General features: G+C 70.2%; 11 protein-coding genes, 2 tRNA genes and 1 riboswitch. All 13 genes read right to left on the bottom strand.

Annotated elements, in window-relative coordinates:
• Window positions 1-59: 59 nt before the first annotated feature.
• Complete coding sequence (locus QWJ39_RS09915) at window positions 60-1,211, bottom strand: class I SAM-dependent methyltransferase (protein ID WP_290257629.1); 1,152 nt, start codon at window positions 1,209-1,211, stop codon at window positions 60-62.
• Between the two features lie 89 nt (window positions 1,212-1,300).
• A tRNA-Ala gene (locus QWJ39_RS09910) sits at window positions 1,301-1,373 on the bottom strand.
• 197 nt (window positions 1,374-1,570) lie between these two features.
• A tRNA-Ala gene (locus QWJ39_RS09905) sits at window positions 1,571-1,643 on the bottom strand.
• Between the two features lie 117 nt (window positions 1,644-1,760).
• Window positions 1,761-2,162, bottom strand: a complete 402-nt coding sequence (gene rsfS / locus QWJ39_RS09900) for a ribosome silencing factor (RefSeq protein ID WP_290257628.1) — start codon at window positions 2,160-2,162, stop codon at window positions 1,761-1,763.
• Window positions 2,163-2,272: 110 nt separating this feature from the next.
• Window positions 2,273-3,574: a hypothetical protein gene (locus QWJ39_RS09895; protein ID WP_290257627.1), complete on the bottom strand. Its 1,302-nt coding sequence runs from the start codon at window positions 3,572-3,574 to the stop codon at window positions 2,273-2,275.
• Between the two features lie 7 nt (window positions 3,575-3,581).
• Window positions 3,582-4,253, bottom strand: a complete 672-nt coding sequence (gene nadD, locus QWJ39_RS09890) for a nicotinate-nucleotide adenylyltransferase (protein WP_290257626.1) — start codon at window positions 4,251-4,253, stop codon at window positions 3,582-3,584.
• 13 nt (window positions 4,254-4,266) lie between these two features.
• Window positions 4,267-4,500 carry a hypothetical protein gene (locus QWJ39_RS09885; RefSeq protein WP_290257625.1) on the bottom strand — a complete coding sequence of 78 codons (234 nt, stop codon included), beginning with the start codon at window positions 4,498-4,500 and terminating at the stop codon, window positions 4,267-4,269.
• An 80-nt stretch (window positions 4,501-4,580) separates the two neighbouring features.
• Complete coding sequence (locus tag QWJ39_RS09880; protein ID WP_290257624.1) at window positions 4,581-5,912, bottom strand: glutamate-5-semialdehyde dehydrogenase; 1,332 nt, start codon at window positions 5,910-5,912, stop codon at window positions 4,581-4,583.
• Between the two features lie 26 nt (window positions 5,913-5,938).
• Window positions 5,939-7,096, bottom strand: a complete 1,158-nt coding sequence (gene proB, locus QWJ39_RS09875) for a glutamate 5-kinase (RefSeq protein ID WP_290257623.1) — start codon at window positions 7,094-7,096, stop codon at window positions 5,939-5,941.
• The gene (obgE, locus tag QWJ39_RS09870; RefSeq protein WP_290257622.1) at window positions 7,086-8,675 is read right to left on the bottom strand and encodes a GTPase ObgE; all 1,590 of its coding nucleotides are present in this window, start codon (window positions 8,673-8,675) and stop codon (window positions 7,086-7,088) included. Before obgE ends, proB begins: the two co-directional genes overlap by 11 nt.
• A gap of 115 nt (window positions 8,676-8,790) precedes the next feature.
• Window positions 8,791-9,054 carry a 50S ribosomal protein L27 gene (rpmA, locus tag QWJ39_RS09865; RefSeq protein ID WP_009372867.1) on the bottom strand — a complete coding sequence of 88 codons (264 nt, stop codon included), beginning with the start codon at window positions 9,052-9,054 and terminating at the stop codon, window positions 8,791-8,793.
• Window positions 9,055-9,115: 61 nt separating this feature from the next.
• On the bottom strand, window positions 9,116-9,424 hold the full coding sequence (gene rplU, locus QWJ39_RS09860) for a 50S ribosomal protein L21 (RefSeq protein WP_290257883.1): 309 nt from the start codon (window positions 9,422-9,424) through the stop codon (window positions 9,116-9,118).
• A gap of 365 nt (window positions 9,425-9,789) precedes the next feature.
• Entirely contained in the window at window positions 9,790-11,343 is a 1,554-nt protein-coding gene (locus QWJ39_RS09855) for a bifunctional hydroxymethylpyrimidine kinase/phosphomethylpyrimidine kinase (RefSeq protein WP_290257882.1), read from the bottom strand.
• 118 nt (window positions 11,344-11,461) lie between these two features.
• Window positions 11,462-11,559: riboswitch (TPP riboswitch) on the bottom strand.
• Window positions 11,560-11,684 lie beyond the last annotated feature (125 nt).

The following is an 11,684-nucleotide window of genomic DNA, read 5'->3' as shown; positions in this document are numbered from 1 at the left end:
GGAAATGCTACGTCACCGGCCTGTTGCTGCCACACAGGCAGCCGTCACGTTCGCGCGGATTACGCGGGCCGGCGGGTGCTGGCGGTGACGGTGAACTTCGGGTTCCGGCCCGCCTCGCGGGTGGGACCCACCAGGCGCTCCAGGGCGGGCCGGTACTGCAGGTGACTGTTGTAGACGGTCCAGAGTTCTCCCCCGGGCGCCAGCACCCGGGCGGCGGCCTCGATCAGCTTGAGGCCGGCGCCGGCGTGCACGGCCGAGCCCAGGTGGAAGGGCGGGTTGAGCAGCACCAGGTCCACCGAGGCGTCGGGCAGGGTGCTCAGGGCGTCGTCCTGCAGACCCGTCACGGTGGTAATTCCGTTGGCGCGGGCGGTGGCCAGGGCGGAGTCGACGGCGGCGGCGGAGCGGTCGGTGGCGGTCACACGGGCCTCCGGATGCCTCCGGGCATAGAGGGCGGCGAGGATGCCGGTGCCGCAGCCGAGGTCCACAGCGTGCCGGGCGGCGGGCATCTGCGGCAGGAAGTCCAGGAGGAAACGGGTGCCGATGTCCAGCCCGGTGCCGGCGAAGACCGCACCACGGGCGCAGACCGTGAGGTCCAGGCCGGAGTGGTGCTGGGACACCGGGTACGGCGGCTCCCCCGCGGCCGGCTTCGGGCCGCGGGCCACCAGGACGCGGGACTTTTGCCGCGCGAGCTGGGGCTGGACCTCTTCGAAGGAGCGGGCCAGGACCGCGTTCATGCCAAGGCTCATGTGCTTGACCCGGCCGCCGGCCAGCAGCACCGCGCCGGGAGCGGCGTGGCGGGCGACGGCGTCGGCGATCTCTTCGAGCTCGGCGAGGGAGCGCGGTAGCTGGAGCAGCACCAGGGAGGCGCCGTCGACGGCGTCGGGCAAGGTTGTCTGGATGAAACCGCCGGTGAGGCCGGCGGCGTCGGCGTTGAGGCGCAGGGCGCGTTCTCCGGTGATGAGGTCCTGGTGGACCCGGACCGCCGGTGTTTCCGGATTGGAACCGGCGCCGGCGATCCCGAGGGCAAGGAGGCCGAGGGTCAGTGCGCCGTAGTTGTCACCGATGACCGCCACCGGGCCGCCGTCGGGGAAGGTGGCAGCGTTGTCCAGCAGCAGCCGGTCCGTGGCGTCCCAGGCCTGGAGGTTGGGGGCCTCCACGTCCGGGAAGCGCCGCAGTCCGGCAAAGAGCAGGTCGAGGGGATGGTCCGACACGTCCGGTTTCCGCCGTTTCGTCATGGTGGGTGGGGTGGCCGAAGGGTTAAAGCGGTGAGGCCCCGCTCAATGAGCGGGGCCTCGTTCGGTGGAGCTGAGGGGACTCGAACCCCTGACCCCCTGCATGCCATGCAGGTGCGCTACCAGCTGCGCCACAGCCCCGAACCGTTTCCTGCCGATCCGGTTTTTATGCCGTTCCGATCAAGCAACCTGATTAGAGTAATGCACTTTGGCCCGGGATGCTAATCGGCCGCCCGCGGGCGTGTCCCGGCTGGTTTCCGGGGGGCTTCGCGGGATTCCGGAGCGCATCCGGGCAATAAAAAAATCCGCCGGAACCTGTTGGTTCCGGCGGATTACGGTGGAGCTGAGGGGACTCGAACCCCTGACCCCCTGCATGCCATGCAGGTGCGCTACCAGCTGCGCCACAGCCCCGTATTCTCGCCGCTTCGACCTCGTTCCCGCCGAAGCAACTCAAATATCTTAGAACACCACTTCCGAAAATTCCAAATCGGGAATATTCAGGATGGGCCCGCCCTGGAGGGCTGGCGGCTACTCCGCGTCGGTGCCGGCCGCGGCCTTGGCGGACGCGTCGTCGCCGAGCTGCAGGTCGACCACGGGGCAGTCCTTCCAGAGGCGCTCGAGGGCGTAGAAGACCCGGTCCTCTTCGTGCTGGACGTGGATGACGACGTCGGCGTAGTCCAGCAGCACCCAGCGGCCGCCGGAGCGCCCCTCGCGGCGGACGGGCTTGAGATCGTGCTTGGACAGTTCGTCCTCGATGCCGTCGACGATTGCGTTGACCTGGCGCTCGGACGGGGCCGACGCGATGAGGAAGACGTCGGCCAGGGCGAGGCGTTCGCTGACGTCGAGCGCCACGATGTCTTCGGCCAGCTTGTCCGCGGCCGCGTGGGCGGCGTGGCGGGCGGTTGTGATGGCTGAATCGGTTGCAGTCACGGGACTCCTTGTTGGTGATGAAACTGTGGTGAAACTCGGTGAATGGGGTGCCGGCCCGGGGCCGGACGGTGAAAGCTGGTGATAGATGGCGGGCCGCGGCACGGGCCGCGTCAGTGGCCCATGCCGGTGATGATCAGGATGACGCCGGCCACGAGGGCCAGGACGCCGAGGGCCAGGACGCTGAGCTGCAGCAGGTGCAGCCGCCGCGCCCGGCCGAGCCCGGCGGTGGCCGCGTCCAACGGGTCCAGTCCGTAGGCGGCGTTGGCGGCGACCGGCGGACGGGCGGCCAGGTCCTCCTGCGCCTGCGCGTCCTGCACCTGGTCCCCTGCTGCGGGACGCCGACCGGCCTTGGCCGCGGCTTCGGCCCGGGCCAGGACGCCGGTGCGGCCGGCGTCGCGCTGCTGCTTGGCCGGACGGCGGCCGGTGCGGGGCTGAACTTTCGGACCCTGGTTGGTCACGAGCGGCACGTAGGAGGTCGCCGGCCGCTTCATCACCGGGCGTTCCATGCCGGGCACCTCGACGAATTCCAGCGGGGTGACCATGGCCAGGTTGCTGGCCGTGGAGGGCCCGTTGTCCGGGGCGCCGGGTTTGGGGGCGGATCCCTCGGCCCCCGCCTCCGGGACGCCGGCGGTGGTCCGGGGCGCCTGCTGGCTGTTCTGCTCGGCAAGCTTCTGCTTGGCCGCGGCGCGGCGGTTCAGGACGGCGGCCCGCTCGGCCAGGGCGATCTGCTGCGCCAGGACCTCGGGGTCGACGGCGTCGGGGTCGGTGGCGGCAATGTGCTCCATCTTCGCCACCTGGTTGCGGGCCTGGGCTGCGAGGAGTTCCCGGGCGGCAAGGGCCTGCTCGACGCTCATGCCCTCCGGGGCGGCCGGTGCTTCCGGAGCGTCCGCCGTTTCGGGAGCCTGCTGCGGAGCCGCTTCGGGTGGGGCGTCCCGCTTCGGAGCCACCACCGGGTGCCGCTGCGTCCGCGGCGAGGGCATCGGCACGATCGGGTTGGCCGACGTGGCCGGAGCCGTTTCCTCGGCCAGCTGCTGGAGGCGCAGCTGCCGGCGGGTGGGCGGGCCGCCCGGGGAGAGCTGGCCCTCCTTCTCGGCGAGTTCCTTGATGGTGCGCAGGGCGGCCCGGTCACGGGCACGGACCTGGGAGGACCGCTCGGCGGGCGACTCGCGGCGCACGGTGTCTACCGGGCCGGGGATCCGGCGGCGGCCGGTGGTCTCGGCCTCGGTGGGTTCCACGGGCCGGGACTGCCGTGCAGCGGCGGCGTTCTCCGGGGAGCCGGAACCGGCGCCGGCACTCCCCGGGTTCCCGGGGGTATCGGCGCTCCCGGAGTTATCCGGTTCCGCTGCCTGCCGTTCATCCCTGGCACGGCGCAGTTCGCGTCGGCTGCGGATGGGAGGCTGTTCCTGACTCATGGGAGGCTCACTCGGTACTGGCGGTTAGGTGTGGTTGGAGGACGGGGCGGACCTGGTGGACGTCCAGTTCCGTTTCCGGCTGGCCGTCGTAGAGCCCGTACTTGGCGATGTACTGCACCACGCCGTCGGGCACCAGGTACCAGACGGGGTTGCCGGCGGCCACGCGGGCGCGGCAGTCCGTGGACGAGATCGCCATCGCCGGAATCTCCAGGAGCGTGACGTCGTCGCGGCCCATGCCGTCCAGGACGTGGCCGGGACGCGTCACCCCGACGAAGTGCGCCAGCGACCAGAGCTCGTTGATGTCCTTCCAGGAGAGGATCTGCGCCAGGGCGTCCGCTCCGGTGATGAAGAACAAGTCCGCGTCGGGACGCTGCGTGTGCAGGTCCCGCAGGGTGTCGATGGTGTACGTCGGACCGGGCCGGTCGATGTCCACGCGGCTGACCGTGAAGCGCGGATTGGACGCTGTGGCAATGACGGTCATCAGGTACCGGTGCTCGGCCTGGGTGACCTTTTTGCTGCTCTTCTGCCACGGCTGCCCGGTGGGTACGAACACCACCTCGTCGAGGCCGAACTTGGCCGCGACCTCGCTGGCGGCCACCAGGTGCCCGTGGTGGATCGGATCGAACGTGCCGCCCATCACACCCAGGCGCAGGCGGCGTGTTGCGCCGTGCGGCTTCATGATGGCGGAAATATTAGTGGCCTTGGCCGTGGTCGTGCTTGTTCGGGTGCTGGCGGTGCGGGTCAGCGTGCTCTTCGACGGCGCTGTGGCGCTTGCCCAGGTTGCCGTAGGAGAGGGTGATGAACATCAGGACCAGGAGGAGCACGAACATCGTGCCGCCGATCACGTAAGGCGGCGCGATGAGCGGAGCGGGTTCTTCGTGCGCCACTGCTGCGGCAACGGACGTGGCGATCTGCTGAAACAGCATGTTCTCCCCTAGTGAGTTCTACAAATGGACGACGGCGGAGGATCCCACCGTTCCTGGCTTTAGTCCATGGTACCGCGTGACTAGGCCCGGACCTGGCCCTCGCCCTGCACGATCCACTTGGTGGTGGTGAGTTCGGTCAAGCCCATCGGACCGCGGGCGTGCAGCTTCTGGGTGGAGATCCCCACCTCGGCGCCCAACCCCAGCTCGCCGCCGTCGGTGAACCGGGTGGAGGCGTTGACGATCACCGCGGCGGAATCAATCTCCGCGATGAAGCGCTCGGCGTTGGCGAGGTCGTTGGTGACGATCGCCTCGGTGTGGCCGGTGGACCAGGAGCGGATGTGGGCCAGTGCCTCGTCCATGCTGTCGACCATGGCTACGGCGAGGTCCAGGTCCATATACTCGGTGGCCCAGTCCACGTCCGTGGCGGGCACGGTCTCCACCGAGGGCAGCGCGGCGGTGACGCGGGCGTCGGTGTGCAGGGTGACCCCGGCGGCCCGGAGGGCGTCGGCGACGGCGGGCAGCACGGTGGACTCCGAGTGCACCAGCAGGGTTTCGACCGTGTTGCAGACGCTGGGCCGCTGGGTCTTGGCGTTGAGGAGGATCTCCACGGCCATCTTCTCGTCCGCGGAGGCGTCGAGGAAGATGTGCACGTTGCCCTCGCCGGTCTCGATGACGGGGACAGCGGAGTTGGTCACGACGGTCTGGATCAGGTCCCGGCCGCCGCGGGGAATCAGGACGTCCACGCGGCCGCGGGCCCGCATGAGCACGTTGGCACCGTCGCGGCCGTATTCGTCGACGCTTTGGACGGCGTCCGCGGGCAGCCCGACGGAGACCAAGGCGTCGCGGAGGACGTTGATCAGGGCGATGTTGGTTTCGGCTGCGGCGCTGCCGCCGCGCAGGATCACGGCGTTGCCGCTCTTGAGCGCCAGTCCGGCGATGTCCACGGTGACGTTGGGGCGGGCCTCGTAGATGGCTGCGACGACGCCCATGGGCACGTTCACCTGCCGGAGCCGGAGCCCGTTCGGCAGGGTCTGGCCGCGCACCACGTTGCCCACGGGGTCGGGCAGGCCGGCGAGGTTCTCCAGCGCCGCGGCGAGGGCCTCGATCCGGGTGTCGTTCAGCGTCAGCCGGTCCAGCAACGCGGCGGAGGTGCCGTTGGCGCGGCCGGCGGCGACGTCCCTGGCGTTGGCGGTGAGGATGGTGCCCCGGTGCTCCAGGAGGGCGGCGCCGATGGCGCGCAGGCCGCGGTCCTTCCAGGCCCGGTTGGCGCGGGCCATCTCGCGCGAGGCGGCGCGGGACCGGTCGGCGATCGCGTGGACCGCGGCTTCGACACCCGGGGCCGCCGGCGGCAGGCCTGCGGCAGGCGTGTCGTTCAGGGGCAGGTCGGGGTGCGAAGTCAGGGCCTCAGTCATGCTCCAAGTTTAGGCGAGTGGGTGGGTCAGACCAGCACCAGGTCGTCAACATGAACAACTTCGCGCTCGTAGCCAGGGCCCAGGCTGCGGCCCAGGTCCATGGTGGAGCGTCCGAGCATCTGCGGCAGCTCCCCGGCGCCGTAGTTGACCAGCCCGCGGGCGATCACGGTGCCGTCGGCGCCGACCATCTCCACCGGGTCGCCGCTCTCGAAGTCCCCCTGCACGGCGGTGATGCCGGCTGGCAGCAGGGAGGTGTGGCGTTCCCGGACGGCGCGGACGGCGCCGTCGTCGAGCACCAGCCGGCCCTGGACGGACGCGAGGTGCGCCAGCCAGAGCAGCCGGATGGGCTTGCGGGCGCCGTTAACGGAGAACCAGGTGCCCACGTCCTCCCCCGCCAGTGCGGCGGCGGCGTTCGGGGTGGAGGTGACCAGGGCGTGGATGCCGGAGCCGGCGGCGATCGAGGCTGCCTCCACCTTGGTGACCATTCCGCCGGTCCCCACGCCGGCCTTGCCGGTGCTGCCAATCGAGACGCCCTCGAGGTCACGGGGGCCCGCGACGTGCGGGATCCTCCGGGCGCCGCGTGCGGGCGGCCCGTCGTAGAGGGAGTCGACGTCGGAGAGCAGCACCAGCGCGTCGGCGCGGACCAGGTGGGCCACCAGGGCGGCCAGCCGGTCGTTGTCGCCGAAGCGGATCTCGTGGGTGGCGACGGTGTCGTTCTCGTTGACCACGGGCACGACGCCGAGGTTCAGCAGCCGGTCCAGGGCGCGGAAGGCATTGGTGTGCTGGCTGCGGCGCATGAAGTCGTCCGCGGTCAGCAGGACCTGGCTGACAGTGACCCCGTGGGCGCCGAAGGCGTGGGTGTAGCGGGCCATGAGCAGGCCCTGCCCCACGCTCGCCGCGGCCTGCTGGGTGGCGAGGTCGCGGGGGCGCTTCTCCAGGCCGAGCGGCGCCAGGCCGGCGGCGATCGCGCCGGAGGAGACCAGGATGATCTCGGTGCCGGCGTTGCGCTTGTGCGCCAGGGCATCGGCCAGGCCGGTGAGGGCCTCCTCGTCGATGCCGCCCTTGATGGACGTCAGCGATGAGGAGCCGACCTTGACGACGATCCGGCGCGCGTCGGCCAGGAGGGCCCGGCCGGGAAATACGGCCGGCGTCACGTCGCCGGCCCGGGTGGCGTTACTGGTCATCGGCGTCGCCGAGTCCACTCTCCTTGAGCGGCTGCTGGGCGCGGCGGCCGCTGACCGATTCGGTCCAGATGCCGGCCTTGCGCTCGGCTTCGAGCTCGGCGCGGGCGGCTGCCTTGGCGTCGCGGCGTTCCTGCTGTTCCTCGCGCTTCTGGCCGCGGGTGGGCCGGTCGCCGATGTCCGCGAAGCGGATGTCGGTGCCGCGCGGGGAGGCCAGCAGTTCCGCGCCGGCCATCATGGTGGGCTCCCAGTCGAAGACGACGCCGTCGTCCTCGCCGATCACCACGGCGTCGCCGGGCTTGGCGCCCTGCTTGAACAGCTCGGTTTCCACGCCCAGCTTGGCCAGCCGGTCCGCGAGGTAGCCGATGGCTTCCTCGTTGGTGAAGTCGGTCTGCTTGACCCAGCGGACCGGCTTCTCGCCCAGGACGCGGAACAGCGGTTCCATGCCGCGCTCCTCGCGCCGGATGGTGAAGCCGGATTCGTTGACGGCGCGGGGGCGCAGCACCGGGGCGGCGACCTTCGGCGGGGTGGCGGCGACGGCGTCGCGGGCGGCCTTGACGATCTCTGCCATGGCAAAGCCGAGCTGGCGCAGGCCCTCGTGGCTGGTGGCGGAGATTTCGAAGACGCGGTAGCCGCGCTTCTCCAACTCGGGGCGGACGAACTCGGCCATGTCCTTGCCGTCGGGCAGGTCCACCTTGTTCAGGGCGACCAGCCGAGGGCGGTGGTTCAGCGGGACGACCTCGCCGTCGTTGCCGGCGTAGCTCATGTCGACGGCGTACTTCTCCAGCTCGGCCTCGATCACGGCCAGGTCGGAGAGCGGGTCGCGGTCAGATTCGAGCGTGCCGCAGTCGAGGACATGGACCAGGGCGGCGCAGCGTTCGACGTGGCGCAGGAAGTGGTGGCCGAGGCCCTTGCCCTCGCTGGCGCCCTCGATCAGGCCGGGCACGTCGGCGATGGTGAAGCGGATGTCGCCGGCCTGGACGACGCCGAGGTTGGGGATCAGGGTGGTGAAGGGGTAGTCCGCGATCTTGGGCCGCGCGGCGGACATGGCGGCGATCAGGCTGGACTTGCCGGCGGACGGGAAGCCGACCAGGGCGATGTCCGCAATGGACTTCAGTTCCAGGACAATGTCGCTGGATTCGCCCTCGATGCCGAGGAGCGCGAAGCCGGGGGCGCGGCGCTTCTGCGAGGACAGGGCGGCGTTGCCGAGGCCCCCGAGGCCGCCGGCGGCGGCGATGTATTCGGTGCCCTCCCCCACCATGTCGGCCAGGACGGTGCCGTCCTTGCTCTTGACGACGGTGCCTTCGGGGACGGGCAGGACCAGGGTCTCGCCGTTCTTGCCGCCGCGCCAGTCACCCATACCGGGGCCGCCGTTGGTGGCGTGCCGGTGGGGGGCGTGGTGGTAGTCCAGGAGGGTGGTGGTCTGGGGATCGACGCGGAGGATGACGTCGCCGCCGTTGCCGCCGTTGCCGCCGTCGGGTCCGCCGAGGGGCTTGAACTTTTCACGGTGGACGGAGACACACCCGTGACCGCCGGTACCGCCGGATACGTGCAGTACTACCCGGTCTACAAAGCTGGCCACGTGGATCTCCTCAGTGCTGTTCCCGGTCCGCAAGGTCCCGGAATGATTGTAATGCGGTTAAAACACCGGTGGAGCGGACCCATTGGCCCGCCCCACCGATTGTGAAACGTAGGTGTTACTCTGCGGCTGCAGCAGCCACGATGTTCACGACGCGACGGCCGCGGCGGGTGCCGAACTCGACAGCGCCGGGGGTCAGTGCGAACAGGGTGTCGTCGCCGCCACGGCCAACGCCGGCGCCCGGGTGGAAGTGGGTGCCACGCTGGCGGACGATGATCTCGCCGGCGGAAACAACCTGGCCGCCGAAGCGCTTCACGCCGAGGTACTGGGCGTTGGAGTCACGACCGTTGCGAGTGGAGCTCGCGCCTTTTTTATGTGCCATTTGGAATGCCTGCCTTCAAAAAATTCTGGGAAACTGCGGGAACCTGATCAGTAACGGAAAGTTACTTGATACCGGTGATCTTGACCTTGGTCAGTTCCTGACGGTGACCCTGGCGCTTCTTGTAACCGGTCTTGTTCTTGTACTTCTGGATGACGATCTTGGGACCACGGAGGTCTTCCAGGATCTCAGCCGTAACCGTTACCTTAGCCAGGTCCGCTGCGGCAGACGTGACCTTGTCACCGTCCACCAGGAGCAGTGCGGGCAGCTCAAAAGTGCTGCCGGCTCCACCGGGGACGCGGTTCAGGGTAACGAAGTCTCCAACAGAAACCTTCTCTTGGCGGCCGCCTGCGCGGACAATCGCGTACACCACTGGGGAACTCACTTCTCTCGACGTTTATTACTAGATTTGCGTGCGGAACCTGGCCCCGAAACACCGGAGCGGCTCACGCTGTGCCTCAACGCCGGCAGGCTCCCCGGGGGAACCCATGAGCTATCCCGTGGATCATCCGTCCCGCGTGGGGTGGACAGGTCCTCAGGGTCATAACCCAAGTGTTGGCGTAAGCACCGAAGATCTAGACTACGCTAATTTCGCCTTCGGCCGCAAACGAGGCAGGCCCCGGAGAGTCGGGCGTGACCGGTGCCACAGTGCCGTTTCCCAAGGAATCGGACCGGGCGCCGCAGCCGCTTTCGGGAACCGCGCCCCACCACCTTACCGGCCGCGGCTCCCGTTCCGGGTCAGGCGTGCAGCCTCGGCGCGTCGAAGAAGTCCACCTCGAAGCGCACCGAGTGGACGAACGCCTCGGTCATGGCGCCCCGTTCGGCGGCGGAACCGCGGCGGGCGGCGGCGTCCGTGTAGCGGATCGCCTGCCGGGTTGACTCGGCGAAGGCCTCGTCCGCGTAGGTCCGCAGCCAGGCGGCGTAGGGGTGGCCTTCGTCCGCTCCCGCGGCGAGGAACTGTGCGTTCAGCGCGGCGCCCACCTCGGCATAGAGCCAGAAGCACGGCAGCGCCGAGGCCACGAGGACCCCGTAGCTGCCGGCCAGGGACGAGGCGTGCAGGTGGTCAACGTAGGACTTGGTGACCGGACCCTGCCGCGGGGTGCCGGCGCGCCCGGCGAGCCAGCTGCGGTGCAGTTCCGACTCAACCTCCAGGCACTGGGCGGCCGACCGTGACCAGAACAGCTGCTCGGCCTCCGTCGGGGCAAGCGCTGCGGCGCGGGAGAGCACCCGGGAGTAGCCGTTGAGGTAGAGCGCGTCCTGGCCGAGGTAGTAGGCGAACTCGTGCTCCGGCAGGGTCCCGTCCGCCAGGCCCCGGATGAAGTCCAGGGCGTAGATCTCCGACAGGCCCTCTGCGGCGAGGGGCTCGAGGCCAGCGGCGAAGTCGCCGGGTTCCTTGAGGTGATCCGCGAAGTGTTCCGCGCCGGGTTCCGGCGCCGGTTCCGCCGGCTGGGCAAGGTGGTGGAAGTGGTGGACGGGTCCGTTGCCGGTGCCGACGTCGAGCCGTCCGGCTTCGCGCAGCGCCCCGAGCAGCCAGGGCTTGACGCGTCGCAGCGCGGCCTCCCAGTCCCCGCCGGCGGCGTAGGCCGTAGCGAGGGCCGAGGACAGCGAGCACCCGGTGCCGTGGCTGTTGCGGGTGTCGACCCGCTCCCCCGGCACCACCACGGTCTCGCTGCCGGGCAGTCCGACGCTGTTGACCAGTGCGTCCGGGCAACCGCCGTCGGCGTCCTCCTCGAGGTGGCCGCCCTTGACCAGGACCGTGGTTCCGGCCAGAGCGGAGAGGCGTTTGCCCTGCTCCAGTGCCTCCGCCCAGCCGGCGGCGACCGGTTCGTCCAGCAGGAGGGCGAGTTCGGCCAGGTTCGGGGTCACCAGGTCGGCGAGCGGCAGCAGGGTGTGGAGGGCCGCGACGGCCGATTCCTGCAGCAGCCGGTCGCCGCTGGTGGCGACCATGACGGGGTCCAGGACGACGACGGCGGGCCGGGTGCGTTCCAGCCACTCACGCACCGCGTCGATGACGCCGGCGTCGCCGAGCATGCCGATCTTGACGGCGTCGATGGTGATGTCCTCGGCGATGGCGTCCAGCTGCTCGGTCAGGAAGGCGGCGGGGGGCACGTGCACGGACCGGACGCCGCGGGTGTTCTGCGCGGTCAGGGCGGTGATGGCGGCCATGCCGTAGCCGCCCATGGCCGCGATGCTCTTCAGGTCCGCCTGGATCCCGGCGCCGCCGGAGGGGTCGGACCCGGCGATGGCCAGGACCCGGGGAACCGGGGCCCGTCCGGTGGCGTCGTGGGCCATGCCGGCCGACGCCTCGGGTCCGGCGGTGTCGGCCCTGGATGCCGGGAACACCGTCTGCAGGAAACTGGCGCCGGCCGCGGGCGTGGTTGAGGGTGCCGCGGGTGCTGCCGCGGGGTGGGTCGAAGACAAGAGACATCCCTTCGCCGGTGCTAACCGGACAGGTTCAACGGGTGTGGATCTCAGCCGGCCCGATGCGCGGCACCCCGTGTCGCGTTCCAGCGTAGCGCCCCGTCCCGGGTTCGCCCGCCCGTCCCGTTCGATCCTCCAGCCAGCCTTCCCCTTAACCGGCTCGCGGGTACCGCCCGGAGCCGACGCTTCGAAACGTCGAGTCCGGGAGATAC

It is taken from the genome of Arthrobacter sp. YD4 (assembly GCF_030410515.1).
In the GTDB taxonomy this organism is placed as follows: domain Bacteria; phylum Actinomycetota; class Actinomycetes; order Actinomycetales; family Micrococcaceae; genus Arthrobacter.
This window is presented reverse-complemented; position numbering and strand designations above follow the sequence as displayed.